Source organism: Pseudophaeobacter profundi, assembly GCF_029697505.1.
Lineage (GTDB): Bacteria > Pseudomonadota > Alphaproteobacteria > Rhodobacterales > Rhodobacteraceae > Pseudophaeobacter > Pseudophaeobacter profundi.
This window is the reverse complement of sequence record NZ_JARJEF010000002.1, coordinates 285,344-300,545: the sequence shown is the minus strand read 5'-3', so window position 1 is coordinate 300,545 and position 15,202 is coordinate 285,344. Positions and strand designations below refer to the sequence as shown.

The window sequence follows — 15,202 nt, the reverse complement described above, 5'->3', positions numbered from 1 at the left end:
AAATTTCCTGCCTGACCATTGCCGTGGTCTATAGCGGGGAAAACCCGACGCACCTCTTCCTTGATCCCTATGGGTAAGGATGGCGGTTCACCCGACAGTGACTGATCCAGCCTGAAAGCAAAAGACCTATGGCCAGCTATCGGCTGAAGCTGGCCATAGGTCCGATCTTAAGTGCTTGTTGCTAAAGCAAGATTATTCTTCGGCTGCCGCGTCCTCTTCACCGTTTTCGGCGATCCAGGCGACCGAAACCACCTCTTCGCCCTTGCCGGTGTTAAAGACCCGCACCCCGCCAGCAGAACGCGAGCGGAAGGAAATGCCTTCGACGGGCACCCGGATGGATTGCCCCTTGGAAGTCGCCAGCATGATCTGATCTTCCAGTGTGACCGGGAAGGAGGCCAGCAGGGCACCGCCGCGCATGGCCTTGTCCATGGCCGCAACGCCCATACCGCCACGTCCCCGCACCGGGTAATCATGGCTAGAGCTGAGCTTGCCCGCACCGCCGGAGGTAATCGTAAGGATCAGATTTTCCGCAGCCGACATTTCGGCATAGCGTTCCTGGGTGATATTGGCGTTTTCCACCGCGTCGTCTTCCTCTGAGGTCTCGCCATCATCGGCCAGTCCGGCAACCGCGCGGCGCCGTTTCAGGTAGGCGGTACGCTCTTCCGAGGTCGCATCGAAATGACGGATTACCGACATGGAGACAACTTCATCCCCGTCACCCAGCCTGATGCCACGTACCCCGACAGAGTTGCGACTGTTAAAGACGCGGACCTCGGTGGTGGGGAAGCGGATGGCACGACCGGTATTGGTCACCAGCATCACATCGTCCTCTTCGGAACAGATGCGGGCATTGATGAGCTTGGTCTCGGCATGTTCGTCTTCGAACTTCATCGCGATCTTGCCGTTGGATTTCACATTTGTGAAATCTGACAGGCGGTTACGCCGTACGGTACCGGCAGAGGTCGCAAAGACGATCTGCAGGTCGGCCCATTCATTATCGGGGCGATCCACTGGCATGATGGCGGCAATAGAGACACCTGTCGGGATTGGCAGGATATTGATGATGGCCTTACCCTTGGAGGTGCGCCCGCCCTGCGGCAGACGCCAGGTCTTGAGCTTGTAGACCATGCCATCGGTGGTGAAGAACAACAGCTGCGTATGGGTATTGGCGACAAAGAGGTTGGTGACAACATCCTCTTCCTTGGTCTGCATCCCTGACAGGCCCTTGCCGCCGCGTTTTTGCGCCCGAAAATCACCCAAGGGTGTGCGTTTGATATAGCCACCCGACGTCACAGTCACCACCATGTCTTCGCGCTCGATCAGGTCTTCGTCGTCCATGTCACCGGACCAGTCGACGATCTCGGTGCGGCGCGGCACGGCAAACTGGTCGCGGACTTCGCGCAGCTCATCGCCGATGATGCCCATGATGCGTTCGCGCGAGGACAGGATTTCAAGATATTCCTTGATCTTGCTTGCCAGCTCTTCCAACTCGTCGGTGACTTCTTTGACGCCGATCTGTGTCAGGCGCTGCAGGCGCAGTTCCAGGATGGCGCGGGCCTGGGTTTCCGACAGGTTATAGGTGCCATCTTCATTGGCAGTATGGGTCGGATCATCAATCAGCGCGATATACTGCAGAATGGGCTGCGCAGGCCAGCGCCGGGTCATCAGTTTTTCGCGGGCCTCGGCGGCATCGGCGGATTGGCGAATGGTGGCAACGATTTCGTCGATATTGGTAACGGCCACGGCCAGACCACACAGCACATGGCTGCGCTCGCGGGCCTTGCGCAGCAGATAGGCGGTGCGGCGCGCCACCACATCTTCGCGGAAATCAATGAAAGACGTGAGGAAGCGGCGCAGGGTCAGCTGCTCGGGGCGGCCGCCGTTCAGCGCCAGCATGTTGCAGCCAAAATAGGTCTGCATCGGGGTGAAGCGGAACAACTGATTCAGTACCACCTCGGGGGTGGCATCGCGTTTCAGTTCAATCACCACCCGCACGCCGTTACGGTCGGATTCATCCTGAACGTGGGCGACGCCCTCGATCTTCTTCTCGCGCACCTGTTCGGCAATCTTTTCGATCATTGCCGCCTTGTTGACCTGATAAGGCACCTCATCAACCACAATGGCATAGCGGTCCTTGCGGATTTCCTCGACGCGGGTCTTGGAGCGGATGATGACGCTGCCGCGCCCCTCAAGGTAGGCTTTGCGCGCGCCCGAGCGGCCCAGCATGATGGCACCAGTTGGGAAGTCGGGGCCGGGCACATAGTCAATCAGCTGTTCGCTGGTGAGATCGGGATCATCAATCAGCGCCAGGGTGGCGTCGATCACTTCGCCCAGGTTATGTGGCGGGATATTGGTGGCCATGCCAACGGCAATACCGCCGGCGCCATTGACCAGCATATTGGGGAAACGTGCTGGCAGAACTGTTGGTTCACGGTCCTTGCCATCGTAGTTGTCCTGAAAGTCGACGGTCTCTTTTTCGATATCGTTCAGCATGAAGGCGGCAGGTTTGTCCATCCGCACTTCGGTATAACGCATTGCCGCCGCGTTATCGCCGTCCATCGACCCAAAGTTGCCCTGACCGTCAAGCAACGGTAGCGACATCGAAAAGTCCTGCGCCATCCGCACCAGGGCGTCATAGATCGCGCTGTCACCGTGCGGGTGGTATTTACCCATGACATCGCCCACGGGACGGGCAGACTTGCGGTAGCTTTTGTCATGGGTATTGCCGGTCTCATGCATCGCATAAAGAATACGGCGATGCACCGGTTTCAGCCCATCGCGCAGGTCGGGAATGGCCCGGCTGACGATGACGGACATTGCATAGTCCAGATAGGAGGTCTTCATTTCCGCTTCGATAGAGATGGTAGGGCCATCATAAGCGGAACGCTGAGGAAGGTTTTCTTCTGCGTTATCAGGAGTTTCCGGCGTATCTGTCACGTTTACTGCCCGTTCTTTTCTATGGGTCTATATGTTGTTGGGCCACCCTATCAGAGTGCATATATAGGGCGCAAGTAAGCTGCCGGTTTTGCCGGGTTTTCCTGTCATTTTATGCGGTTTGGATGCCATTAACCATTTCTGGCTAGGCTTTTGCCTAGGGGGGCTTTCCCAAGGAGGCCAAGATGGAGAAGAGTAGTACGGAACTCATGCTAAAGGGCTACGGGCTGACCACTGCCGAGTTCACCTATCACATGCCCGACTACACCCATGTTTTAAATACATATGTCTGGCAGGACTACGATTTGGCGCCGGATCACGCCAAGCTGTTTGAATTCATCGAATTCTGGCAGCGCGAGCTGGACGGGCCGCTGCATTCAGTGCGCTTTACCCACCGCAAGATGATCAGCCCGGGACAGTGGCGCAATGTCAAAGGGATCTTTACCCTGCACTGATCGCAGATTCATCGGATTCAGGCAGCAGATGCCAGGCCGTCAGCCCGAACAGCTGGCGCCGCCCAAGACGCAGAATTTGGCGCAGTGAGGGTGGTTCAACTGGACCGGAGCCTCGGCTTCGGCCAGCGTTTTGCCCAGCTCGAACTCTTCTTCGTAGGGCAGCAGAGTGCAGGCCAGTACTGCAGGCGTTTGCGCGCCTCGGCGTTTGACCACCATCCGGGAGGATGCGCACATTACATCCTTCGGAGATTTATCCAAAATCCCCCAGCATTCGGTCGTGATTTCAGGCACCTCGACGGTTTCATCCATCTCTGGAAAGAGCACGGTTTCGCCGGGATGCTGCGCGTCAATCGCAAAACCGTTGTTCTGAAACAGCGTGGCAAACCCGGCGCGCGCCTCGGCCTCTGTTTCGTTCCAGAGCGTTCGCCCTGCTACCGCCATCCGCAGCCCCGTATCACGCAGCCAGCGCATGCCTTCAAGGGTCTTGTCAAAACTGCCGATACCGCGCTCGCGGTCATGCTGTGCTGGGGTATAATGATCAAGCGATACTCGCAGCGTCATCTTGCCGGGGTAGGCGGCCTCTAGCCGCTGCAGGCCGGTGCGCATGGATGTGCGCATCATCGGCCGCATGGCATTGGTCAGGATCAACACCTCAAAGCCACGCGCCAGGGCGGATTCTGTCAGGGCGATCATTTCGGGGTTCATAAAGGGCTCGCCGCCGGTAAAGCCTATCTCGTGGATCGGCCACTGCCGCGCCTCGATTTGGTCCAGAAAGGCGCAGACCTCTGCCGCGGTGATATAGACAAGCGCATCATTGGTTGGAGAGCTGAGAATATAGCAATTCTCACATTCGATATTGCACAGGGTGCCCGTGTTGAACCAAAGCGTTTCGGGATGGCTCAGCGCAACAGAGGCCCTCATTGCGCCATCTGCCGTCACATGGCTGTCGTTGAATTTTCCGATATTGGCCTTTGGAACGGATAGATCTTTCACGCTTAGCACTCTCGGATAGTTTCTTTCGCCGGAGGCTAGCGTATAAAGGTAGAAAATGAAAAGCCGCTACAGGCAGATGTGACAGGGATGTGATAGCACGGGCCAAGACTGGGTCTTTGCCGCGCAAAAGGTTGGGTGAACAATATGGTATCAAAAGTCATTCCAGTGGAGCCTTTTGATCTGGTGGTCTTTGGCGCAACCGGAGATCTGGCGCAGCGCAAGATCTTACCTGCGCTGTTTCGTCGATTTTGCGCCGGGCAAATTCCGCATGGCACCCGGATTATCGGGGCGGCCCGCTCGGGGTTCAGCACCGCAGCATACCGCAGTCAGTTGGCACAAAGGCTGGATCGGGATATATCGCTCAATAATGCGGACCCCGACGCCCTGGCGCAGTTCTTGCAGCTTGTCTCTTATGTGCCGCTAGATGGCAGCAGCGAAAGTGGCTGGTCTGATCTGCACGACCAGTTGTCGGTGGCAGAATCTGGTCGGGTGCAGGTATATTATTTCTCGGTTGGTCCGGCGTTGTTTGGCCCGCTGGCAGAACGGCTGCACAGCTATGGGCTGACCAATGCCGCCACCCGCATCGTGGTTGAAAAACCCTTTGGCCACGATCTGGCCTCGGCGCGGGCGTTGAACCGCACCCTCGCTAGCCATTTTGACGAGGGGCAGATCTACCGGATTGATCACTACCTCGGCAAGGAGACGGTGCAAAACCTGATGGCGGTGCGCTTTGGCAATATGCTGTTTGAGCCACTGTGGAACAGCCAGTATGTCGATCACATTCAAATCACCGTGGCCGAAACCGTCGGGGTGCGGGGCCGCGAGGCATATTACGAGCGGTCCGGCGCGATGCGTGATATGATGCAGAACCACCTGATGCAGCTATTGTGCCTGATCGCAATGGAACCACCGGCCAAGTTTGACCCGGATGCGGTGCGCGATGAAAAGCTCAAGGTGATCCGCGCACTGGACCCGGTAGAACCCTATCATATCGTCCGCGGTCAATACGCCCCGACGCACCCTGCGGCGGGCGACGACGATGACTATCGCCAAACCGTTGGAGACCAGCGCACGAGCACAGAAAGCTATGTCGCGCTCAAGGCGCATATCAGCAATTGGCGATGGGCGGGGACGCCGTTTTATCTGCGTACGGGCAAACGGCTGGCGGCGCGTTCGTCGGTCATCAATGTGTTGTTCAAGGACGCGCCGCATTCAATCTTTGGCGAAGAGGCCGGGCGCCATGCCAACCACCTGAAAATTCGTCTGCAACCCAACGAGGGTATCACGCTTAGCGTGACCATCAAGGAACCTGGCCCCGGCGGAATGCGCTTGATGGATGTCCCTCTGGATATGAGCTTTGCTGACGCCTTGGGGGCGAAGGGGGGCAATCCCGCTGATGCCTATGAGAGGCTGATCATGGATGTGGTGCGGGGCAACCAGACCCTGTTCATGCGCGGTGATGAGGTAGAGGCCGCCTGGGGCTGGATCGACCCGATCATCGCGGACTGGCAGGCGCGTGGCGATGTGCCTAAACCCTATGAAAGCGGTAGTACTGGCCCCGGTGATGCCGATCTGCTGCTGCGCAGGGATCAGCGAGAATGGAGAGGTATAAACCCATGAATATGAATGAATACCCCGACAGGGAAATCCTGACGATAGAAGTTGCAAGCGAGATTGCCGGCAATCTGAGGATGCATCTGTCGCATAATGAATGGGCCTCAATCGCGGTGGCAGGCGGCACCACGCCAGCGCCAATATTTGACGACCTCTGCGCCGCCAACATCGATTGGGACCGGGTGCATGTCATGGCAACGGATGAACGCTGGGTGCCAGTGCAGCATGCGCGTTCCAATGCGCGACTGATCCAAGAACGGCTGTTGACCGATCGCGCCGCTGCAGCCCAATTCCTGCCCTTTCATATGACGGACCATGCCCCGGAAGAGGCGCTGGAGGCCATCATGTCCCGGATTCAACCGGATCTGCCACTCTCGGTGGTCTTGCTGGGCATGGGCGAGGACATGCATACCGCCTCATTGTTTCCTGGCGTTGCTGGCGTAAAAGAGGCGCTTTCAGCGCAGGCCCCGGCCTTGGCCATATTGCGCCCTGACAGCCAGCCCGAGCCACGCATCAGCCTGTCGGCTCCGGTGTTGAATGGGGCGCTGTCAAAACATCTGGTGATCTTTGGCGAGGCCAAGAAAGACGCCTTGAAGCGGGCGCTTTCCTTGCCGCCAGAAGAGGCCCCAATTCAGGCGGTCTTGTCAGAAATGACAGTGCACTGGGCTCCATAGCGTACTGGCTGCTACTGCAGACCAGGCTTCATATTGACGCGTCGAGGGCTTTGGGCGGGTCGTCGCCGCGGTAGCGAACCATCGGCTGGAACTGGTAAGTGGACTTGCAGTGGCAAACTGGTTCACCTGGGCTTGGCGCATCCAGTATAAGGCTGCGCCGGTCTGGGCAGGGTGCATTAGCCCTGCGTCGGCTGTGCCCCGTCTTTACTGATGAACTGCTGCTTCAGCGCCTCGGGCAGGGGATAACCTGCGCTGCCATCGGGGCTGCGCAGCACCATCACCGCCTCTAGCGTCGCTCGCAGCCCGCCAGACCAGATCTGCTGTTCCATCACATAAGAGGTGTTGCGAAAAGAGATCACCCGCGCTGTGGTGATATAGGGCTCATCCAGCACCATTTCGCGAATATAATGCACATTGGCATTGCGAAGCACCGAGCGCGGTAGTGGCATACCAGCAAAATGCCGGGCGCAAAGCTGGTCAAAGTAAGACACCCGCGCGGTTTCAAACCAGCCCAGATAGGCCTTGTTGTTGACATGACGCAGGATGTCCAGCTCTGAGAACCGAACCCGATCCGCCAATGCCATGGGCTTTGGCTGGTCCAGCCCCTGCGCCAGTTGTTCTTCCGCCGTCAGCGGGGTGAGATAGCGTAATTCCATGCCGCCGGTTTGCCGCGCGGTGGCGCAAAAGGCAAGGGGGAGAACAGCCCCGTAACGGAGCGGAACAATCCCGGCTCACCCCAAGCTGGCAGAGGTCGTAATACGGCAGGTTATTGTGCAGAATATTCAGCCTGATATGGGCCGATTTTCACCGGCCATGCGGTGCTGTGGGATGTTTGGAGCGGGTAACGAGAATCGAACTCGTAACTAAAGCTTGGGAAGCTGCCGTGATACCTTTTCACCATACCCGCCGCTGGGGCGTTGGTATCTAATGGCGGGGATGAGGTCAATACGCTGAAAGTGCGAAAAGGCTTGCCAAGGGAAGTCTCTTGGCAAGCCTTTGTTTGTAAGCCGTGAATTGGTTCGGCCCCGCATGTCATCACCGTCTTGTGTGCGGTTGTTCCGGGTTAACCGCGGCGGCGACGTCGACGGCCGCCAGTTGCCCCATCGCCACCGCCAGTGTTGAAATTCACCTCCGGCAGGGTGACCACCGTCGACAGAATCGGAAAAGGCTCGGCGGAATTGGGAATCGCCGAGGCATTGACAAAATGCTCCTGGAAGCGCGGCTCGACGGCGGTTTCGATTTTTTCGATGCGGCGCACGGTTTCTTCGATTTCACGCCGCGCATCGGTGTTGAGCAGGGCAATGCGCGCGCCAGTGCCCGCAGCATTGCCCGCGCTGGTGACCTTGTCTAGCGGGCAGTCGGGGATCATGCCCAGGACCATGGCGTGCTTGGCCGAGATATGCGCGCCGAAGGCACCGGCCAGCACCACGCGATCGACAGTTTCGACACCAAGTTTATCCATCAACAGGCGCGCCCCCGAATAGAGCGCCGCCTTGGCCATCTGGATGGCGCGAATATCGGGGTTGGTGATGGTGATCTTGGGGCCACCGTCGGCGGATCCGTCCCAGACCAGATAGGCATTGGTACGCCCATCGACGATGCACCGCTGCGTTCCGGTTTGCTCGGCCGATCCGATCAGGCCGGAGGCATCCAGCACCCCGGCCAGACGCATCTCGGCGATGGCCTCGATAATGCCCGAGCCACAGATGCCGGTGATGCCGGTAGTGGCGATGGCTGCCTCGAACCCGTCTTCGTCGGACCAGATGTCAGAGCCGATGACCCGAAAGCGGGGCTCTTTTGTTTCCGGGTTTATTTCAAGCCGTTCAATGGCACCGGGGGCAGCCCGTTGGCCGCTGGAAATCTGCGCGCCCTCAAAGGCGGGGCCGGTGGGGGAAGAACAGGCCAGCACCCTGGTCTTGTCGCCCAGCAGGATTTCAGCATTTGTGCCTACATCAACCACCAGCACCAGGTCTTCTGATTTGTCGGGTGCCTCGGACAGCGCCACGGCTGCGGCATCGGCGCCAACATGGCCCGCGATACAGGGCAGCAGATAGACGCGGGCGGCGGGGTGAATGTTGAGGTCCAGATCTACCGCGCGCAGCGAGAGCGCATCAGAGCTGGCAAGCGCAAAGGGCGCCTGTCCCAGTTCAAACGGGTCGATCCCCAGAAACAGGTGGTGCATCACGGGATTACAGACAAAGACCGCATCAACGATAAGGCTCTGGTCGATCTCGGCTTCGCTGGCGATCTGGGTGAACAGGGCATTCATGCCTTCGCGCACCGCGCGGGTCATTTCCTGATCGCCGCCTTTGTTCATCATCCCATAGGACACCCGGCTCATCAGATCTTCGCCAAAGCGGATCTGCGGGTTCATGATGCCGGACGAGGCAATGACCTCGCCCGATTTCAGATCGCACAGATGCGCCGCGATGGTGGTGGAGCCAAGATCAACCGCAAGACCATAGAGCGTGCCCTCATAGTAGCCGGGCCAGATATGCATGATCTTTGGCGGCTGGGTCTCGTCGCCCAGATGGACTGCAACGGTGACCTTCCAGTTGCCCTTGCGCAGGGTTGGTTGCAGGCACTGCAGAATATGCAGGTCGCTTTGCACGTTTTGCAGTTGCCACTGTTCGGCAAGCGCTGCGATCAGCCGTTCCATATCGCCCGAGGGATTGTGCATGTCGGGTTCTTCCACCTCGACATAAAACAGCCGGGTCGAGGGGCTCATGATGATGTCGCGGGCTTCGGCCCGTTTGCGTACCACCTGACGATGCACCTGGCTTTCGGGGGGGACGTCGATCACCACATCGCCCTGCACCTGCGCCTGGCAACCAAGGCGCCGACCGTCGATCAGTCCGCGTTTGTCCTTATAGCGTTGTTCAACCTTGTTCCATTCGGTCAGGGCATCATCGGCAACACTCACGCCGTGTTTGGAGAATTCACCATAAGACGGGGTGATCTGGCATTTGGAGCAAATGCCCCGGCCGCCGCAGACCGAATCCAGATCAACGCCAAGCTGACGGGCAGCGGTTAGAACCGGTGTGCCAACAGGAAAATGTCCGCGCTTGCCAGATGGGGTAAAGATGACGAGAGGATCGCTGCTCATGTAGGGCACCCTGTGAATTCGAAATTTCTGATCAGACCATAGGCGCAAGCTGTTGCAATCAAAAGTCGCGGAACGCCACAATTTGGTTCAGCCGCGTCTTTTTCTGCTCTGCCCGCCGCCAGAACCTCGCCGGGCGCGGCCCCTAGCCCGGTGCCTTGGTGGATGCCATGGCTTTGCTCACTGCGCCGCAGTCAGCCGGGGCGGTGGCAGGCGAGCATTTCATTGCTGCAGCGCAGGAATTTTCGGTGGGGTCTTTTCTATCCGGGGGGACTGTGCAATAGGGTCACCGTCAAACGGGGTTTTGCATAGGGGTTGCAAATGCAGATTCGTGAGGCACTCACCTTTGATGATGTTCTACTGGTTCCAGGCGCGTCCGACGTCCTGCCCAGCACTGCTGATACGCGGACGCGCGTAACGCGGACAATTGATCTAAATATTCCGCTGATGAGCTCGGCGATGGACACGGTGACTGAAGCTCGCATGGCCATTGCCATGGCGCAGGCGGGCGGCATGGGGGTTATTCATAAGAACCTCGATACCGAGGAACAGGCGATGCAGGTGCGCCGGGTCAAGCGTTTCGAGAGCGGAATCGTTTACAACCCCATCACCCTTTTGGCCAATCAGACGCTGGCAGATGCCAAGGCGCTGCAAGAACGCTACCGGGTGACCGGTTTCCCCGTGGTGGATGAGAACGGTCGAGTGGTCGGCATCGTGACCAACCGCGATATGCGCTTTGCCAATGATGATGCGACGCCGGTGTCGGTGATGATGACATCCGACAATCTGGCGATGCTGCAGGAACCGGCCGATCTGGACGAAGCCAAGTCGATGATGCGGGCGCGCCGTATCGAAAAGCTGCTGGTCACCGATGGCGAGGGAAAGCTTACCGGGTTGTTGACGCTGAAAGACACCGAACAGGCTGTGTTGAACCCGACCGCCTGCAAGGATGAACTGGGTCGCCTGCGGGTTGCGGCTGCCAGCTCGGTTGGGGATAGCGGTTTTGCCCGCTCCGAAGCGCTGATTGATGCTGGTGTTGATATTGTTGTCGTCGATACCGCCCATGGCCATTCCGCCGGGGTGCTTGACGCGGTGAAACGTATCAAGGCGCAATACCCCAATGTGCAGGTCATTGCTGGCAATGTCGCCACTGGGGAGGCAACCAAAGCCCTGATTGGCGCGGGTGCCGATGCCATCAAGGTCGGGATCGGGCCTGGCTCTATCTGTACCACCCGCATGGTCGCCGGTGTTGGCGTACCGCAGCTGACCGCCGTCATGGACTGCGCTGCCGCCGCCGGAGATACGCCGGTAATTGCCGATGGTGGTATCAAGTTCTCTGGCGATTTTGCCAAAGCGATTGCTGCTGGTGCGTCTTGCGCCATGGTGGGGTCGATGATTGCGGGTACGGATGAATCCCCCGGTGAGGTCATCCTCTATCAGGGGCGGTCGTTCAAATCCTACCGTGGCATGGGATCTTTGGGGGCAATGGCGCGGGGCTCTGCGGATCGCTATTTCCAAAAGGATGCCGCCAGCGACAAATTGGTGCCGGAAGGTATCGAAGGGCAGGTGCCCTATAAAGGCAGCGCCAATGCGGTGGTTCACCAATTGGTTGGCGGGCTGCGGGCCGCCATGGGCTATACTGGCAGCGCCACGGTCGAAGCCATGCGCAAGGATTGCTCCTTTGTGCGGATCACCGGTGCCGGCCTGAAAGAAAGCCACGTGCATGACGTTCAGATTACGCGCGAAAGCCCGAATTACCGTATCGGGTAAATCAGTTGAAAGGATGACGATGACCTCTTGTAGCTTTGGAGCCGTGGCATGACCCCGGCAGCCCGTCATCAGGCGGCCATCGAAATCCTTGATCTGATCCTGGAAGGTGAAGCGGCAGAAAAGGCGCTGACGACCTGGGGGCGGCGCAATCGCTATGCAGGGTCCAAGGACCGCGCGGCGGTGCGGGATTACGTGTTTTCAGCCCTGCGTTGCCGCCGCTCCTTTGCGGTGCTTGGCGGTGCGGAAACCGGCCGCGGCCTCACTCTGGGGGCGCTGCGCGCCGAGGGCAGCGCGCCGGAAGCCGTGTTCAGTGGACAGGGCTACGGCCCCAGCCCGTTGGAAGATGCAGAACTGACTGCGCCGCGTGACTTTGCTTCTGCGGCAGAGCGGCTGGATATACCGGACTGGGTCTGGCCATCCTTCAGCAGCAGCTTGGGGGATCAGGCCGAGGCTGCCGCAACAGCGTTGCAAACGCGAGCCCCAGTGCATCTGCGGGTCAATCTGCTGCGCGGCAATCGTGCCAATGCAATCGAAGCGCTGGCGGAAGAGGGGATCATCTGCGCGCCACATCCCGCCAGTGAAACCGCGCTGGATGTGACCACTGGGGCGCGTAAAATCCGCAACAGCACCTGTTTTGCCGATGGTCTGGTCGAACTGCAGGATGCCGCCAGCCAGGCGGTTGTCGATCAACTGCCGCTGAAGGATGGCATGCGGGTGCTCGACTACTGTGCAGGTGGCGGCGGCAAGAGCCTGGCCATGGCGGCGCGGGCCAAGCTGGACCTCTATGCCCATGATGCCAATCCCAGCCGGATGACTGACCTGCCGTTGCGGGCGCAGCGGGGGGGGGTGGATGTGACCTGCCTGTCCGATGAAGAGCTGCCAAAGCAGGCCCCCTTTGATCTGGTGCTTTGTGATGTGCCCTGTTCTGGTTCAGGATCCTGGCGGCGGGCCCCAGAAGGTAAATGGCGCCTTACCCGTGCGCAGCTTGATGAAATTCGGTATGCGCAGCGTCAAATTTTGCGCGACGCGGCCAGGCTTGTCAGCGCGGAAGGCACGCTTGCCTATGCGACCTGCTCGATGTTGGACGAGGAAAATTCTGAACAAGTTCAAGCATTTCTGGCCGAGGTCGAAGGCTGGTCACTGCAGGTGCAAGCCGCCTGGCAGGTGCAGGATGGCACTGATGGGTTTTTTGTCTCTGTGTTGACGCGGCTTCCTGCAGGTTGTTAGGTAAATCGGCACGAAAGCTACATCACTCTTAACGTGGTCTTAAGGCTTTAGCGGCGTTATTGCGTTGAACAGTCCAGAAGATGGAGCCGAGATGCCCGGTCGCCAAAACTCATCCGTGCCCGCCCTCAGAATATTTCATCCGGAACATCTGCGCCTTGGTGCGACCCTGGCGCTGTCCTCTGTTCTGCTGGTGGCGCCGATGTTTTTTACTTGGCCCGATTGGATCATGCGCGGCTTGACTGCTGTTGGCCTGACGCTGCTGGCGGTTGCTTTGCTGATGCTTGTTCAGGCGCGGTTGCGGATGAATGCCCGCGCCATGGCGGTGGAACTGCTGACCGGGTTTATCGAAAAAGATGCAACCCCCAGTTTTGTCACCGATGATGACGGCAGTATTCATGCCTGCAATCACGCGGCCCAGAACCGTTTTAAGGACAATCATGGCGACACCCTTGCCGGGGCGCTGCGCTCTGTGCTGGCCAATCCGTCGGCGGTCTTGTTCCGGCTGCAAAGCCGGGCGCGGTTTGAAGGGGCGGCGCGCGAGGACATCGTAACGCGCCGGGGCCATGTGCGGCTTGCGGTCCATCAGATGCAGGGCGGCAACTTCTTGTGGCGTGTCGAAGATGTCGCTGAACGCCCCAGCGGACGCGGATCAGAGGTGGTTCCGATCCCAATGATTACCGTTGGGCGCACCGGGGCTGTCCTGTTCATGAACGAGGCAGCGCGCAAATTGGTGGGTGAGCGGGTGAAATCCACTGACCGGCTGTTCTTGTCGCTGCCGGTCAGCAGTGGTGAGATCAACACTATCACGACAAAAGGTGGCCCCGTAGAGGTGCTGGTCACCGAGTTGAACCGCACCCAGGGCCGCAGCGAGCTGTTTCTGATGGAGGTCGACAGCGCTGAACTGAAGAGCCAGCAGTCCAGCTTTGAACATATGCCAGTGCCCTTTATCAAAGTGGCGCCGAATGGCGATGTGCTGTCGCTGAACAAGATGGCGATGTCCATGTTGGGCGTCGATGGGCGTGAGACGCTGAAATTGGCCCAGTTGATGGAAGGGCTGGGGCGGCCGATGACCGACTGGCTGCATGATACGGCGGCGGGTCTGGCCTCTAACAAGTCGGAATTCCTGCGCCTGTCGCGGCCTGACAAAGAGGTCTTTGTTCAGGTGACGCTGACCCGGGCGGTAGAAGACGGCAAAACCATTCTGATTGCTGTGCTGAATGACGCGACAGAGCTGAAAACCCTGGAAGCCCAGTTTGTACAGAGCCAGAAAATGCAGGCGATTGGCCAGCTTGCTGGCGGTGTTGCGCATGATTTCAACAACCTTTTGACTGCGATTTCAGGGCATTGTGATCTACTTCTGCTGCGTCATGATCAGGGTGATCAGGACTACGGCGATTTGATCCAGATCCACGAAAACGCCAACCGCGCCGCGTCACTGGTAAGCCAGCTACTGGCCTTTTCGCGCAAGCAAACGCTGCTGCCAGAGATTCTGGATGTGCGCGATACCCTGGCGGATCTGACCCATTTGTTGAACCGTCTGGTGGGGGAAAAGGTCACGCTGACGCTTAGCCATGATCCGGTGATGCGCTCTATCCGGGCGGATAAGCGGCAATTGGAACAGGTCTTGATGAACCTGGTGGTGAATGCCCGTGACGCAATGCCCAATGGTGGTGAAATTCGCGTCCGCACAGAGGCGGTGACCCTGGATAAGCCGCTGACCAGAAACCGTGTTACTGTGCCCGAAGGCAATTGGGTCACGGTCAAGGTCAGCGATGAAGGTGTCGGTATTTCATCGGATAAGCTGCAAAAAGTCTTTGAGCCTTTTTACACCACCAAACGCACCGGCGAAGGCACAGGTCTGGGCCTGTCTACGGCCTACGGCATCGTCAAACAGACCGGCGGCTATATCTTTGTGGACTCCGTTCTTGATAAGGGCACGCAGTTCACCCTGTTCTTTCCAGTCTATCAGGAAGGGCAGGAGATTGACGGCGGGGCCGAGGCAGAGGAGGTCGCCGTCGAGGTGCCCAAGGCGGTTGCGGCACCGCAGCACGGTGAAGGCGTGGTCTTGCTGGTGGAAGACGAAGCCCCCGTACGGGCCTTTGCCTCGCGGGCGCTGCGGATGCGTGGTTATACCGTGCTAGAGGCGGAATCGGCAGAAGATGCGCTGCGCACCCTGGAAGACCCCAGCCTTGAGGTGGATGTCTTTGTTACCGATGTTGTGATGCCGGGGATGGATGGGCCGACTTGGGTCCGCGAGGCGCGCAAAACCCGGCCCGACACCCGTGTTGTCTTTGTCTCGGGCTATGCCGAGGGTGCCTTTGGCGAATCCGACGAGGCAGTCCCCAATTCGGTATTCCTGCCAAAACCCTTCTCGCTGAACCAGTTGACCGAAACGGTGCATGCGCAATTCCAGTGAGACCAGGACAAGCGGG

General features: G+C 58.8%; 10 protein-coding genes and 1 tRNA gene. 6 read left to right on the top strand and 5 right to left on the bottom strand.

All coding sequences use genetic code 11. The features are described 5' to 3' along the window. Positions 1 to 192 precede the first annotated feature (192 nt). Entirely contained in the window at positions 193 to 2,937 is a 2,745-nt protein-coding gene (gene gyrA, locus P2081_RS04635) for a DNA gyrase subunit A (RefSeq protein WP_278921710.1), read from the bottom strand. A gap of 182 nt (positions 2,938 to 3,119) precedes the next feature. Between gyrA and P2081_RS04630 the strand changes: the two genes are divergently transcribed. Further along, a complete protein-coding gene (locus P2081_RS04630; protein WP_278921709.1) occupies positions 3,120 to 3,389 on the top strand; it encodes an usg protein in 270 nt (89 codons plus the stop codon). 39 nt (positions 3,390 to 3,428) lie between these two features. Here the strand turns inward: P2081_RS04630 and P2081_RS04625 are convergent, their stop codons facing one another. Then, the gene (locus P2081_RS04625) at positions 3,429 to 4,382 is read right to left on the bottom strand and encodes a radical SAM protein (RefSeq protein WP_278921708.1); all 954 of its coding nucleotides are present in this window, start codon (positions 4,380 to 4,382) and stop codon (positions 3,429 to 3,431) included. Positions 4,383 to 4,526: 144 nt separating this feature from the next. Here P2081_RS04625 and zwf point away from each other — a divergent pair, with 144 nt between their 5' ends. Both zwf and pgl read left to right on the top strand, forming a co-directional pair. After that, positions 4,527 to 6,002, top strand: coding sequence for a glucose-6-phosphate dehydrogenase (gene zwf, locus P2081_RS04620; protein ID WP_278921707.1), 1,476 nt, complete (start codon positions 4,527 to 4,529; stop codon positions 6,000 to 6,002). Then, complete coding sequence (gene pgl / locus P2081_RS04615) at positions 5,999 to 6,670, top strand: 6-phosphogluconolactonase (RefSeq protein ID WP_278921706.1); 672 nt, start codon at positions 5,999 to 6,001, stop codon at positions 6,668 to 6,670. Before zwf ends, pgl begins: the two co-directional genes overlap by 4 nt. 176 nt (positions 6,671 to 6,846) lie before the next feature. Here the strand turns inward: pgl and P2081_RS04610 are convergent, their stop codons facing one another. From P2081_RS04610 to P2081_RS04600, 3 genes are all read right to left on the bottom strand, one after another. Next, positions 6,847 to 7,326 (bottom strand): acyl-CoA thioesterase, encoded by a 480-nt coding sequence (locus P2081_RS04610; protein WP_278921705.1) that lies wholly within the window; start codon positions 7,324 to 7,326, stop codon positions 6,847 to 6,849. 177 nt (positions 7,327 to 7,503) lie between these two features. Further along, positions 7,504 to 7,577, bottom strand: a tRNA-Gly gene (locus tag P2081_RS04605). 156 nt (positions 7,578 to 7,733) lie between these two features. Continuing rightward, the gene (locus P2081_RS04600; protein WP_278921704.1) at positions 7,734 to 9,776 is read right to left on the bottom strand and encodes an ASKHA domain-containing protein; all 2,043 of its coding nucleotides are present in this window, start codon (positions 9,774 to 9,776) and stop codon (positions 7,734 to 7,736) included. 318 nt (positions 9,777 to 10,094) lie between these two features. On the opposite strand from P2081_RS04600, the gene guaB reads away from it, so the two are divergent. The 3 genes from guaB (at position 10,095) to P2081_RS04585 (ending at position 15,186) form a co-directional block, all read left to right on the top strand. Continuing rightward, positions 10,095 to 11,543 (top strand): IMP dehydrogenase, encoded by a 1,449-nt coding sequence (gene guaB / locus P2081_RS04595; RefSeq protein WP_278921703.1) that lies wholly within the window; start codon positions 10,095 to 10,097, stop codon positions 11,541 to 11,543. Positions 11,544 to 11,591: 48 nt separating this feature from the next. Continuing rightward, positions 11,592 to 12,770 (top strand): RsmB/NOP family class I SAM-dependent RNA methyltransferase, encoded by a 1,179-nt coding sequence (locus P2081_RS04590; protein WP_278921702.1) that lies wholly within the window; start codon positions 11,592 to 11,594, stop codon positions 12,768 to 12,770. A gap of 91 nt (positions 12,771 to 12,861) precedes the next feature. Next, positions 12,862 to 15,186 carry a hybrid sensor histidine kinase/response regulator gene (locus P2081_RS04585; protein WP_278921701.1) on the top strand — a complete coding sequence of 775 codons (2,325 nt, stop codon included), beginning with the start codon at positions 12,862 to 12,864 and terminating at the stop codon, positions 15,184 to 15,186. The last annotated feature ends 16 nt before the right edge of the window (positions 15,187 to 15,202 follow it).

Bases quoted from the DNA above. Each gene is read 5' to 3' on its own strand.
- guaB (WP_278921703.1), top strand. From the start codon at position 10,095: ATGCAGATTCGTGAGGCACTCACCTTTGATGATGTTCTACTGGTTCCA.
- P2081_RS04585 (WP_278921701.1), top strand. From the start codon at position 12,862: ATGCCCGGTCGCCAAAACTCATCCGTGCCCGCCCTCAGAATATTTCAT.
- pgl (WP_278921706.1), top strand. From the start codon at position 5,999: ATGAATATGAATGAATACCCCGACAGGGAAATCCTGACGATAGAAGTT.
- P2081_RS04630 (WP_278921709.1), top strand. From the start codon at position 3,120: ATGGAGAAGAGTAGTACGGAACTCATGCTAAAGGGCTACGGGCTGACC.
- P2081_RS04600 (WP_278921704.1), bottom strand. From the start codon at position 9,776: ATGAGCAGCGATCCTCTCGTCATCTTTACCCCATCTGGCAAGCGCGGA.
- P2081_RS04610 (WP_278921705.1), bottom strand. From the start codon at position 7,326: ATGGAATTACGCTATCTCACCCCGCTGACGGCGGAAGAACAACTGGCG.
- zwf (WP_278921707.1), top strand. From the start codon at position 4,527: ATGGTATCAAAAGTCATTCCAGTGGAGCCTTTTGATCTGGTGGTCTTT.
- P2081_RS04590 (WP_278921702.1), top strand. From the start codon at position 11,592: ATGACCCCGGCAGCCCGTCATCAGGCGGCCATCGAAATCCTTGATCTG.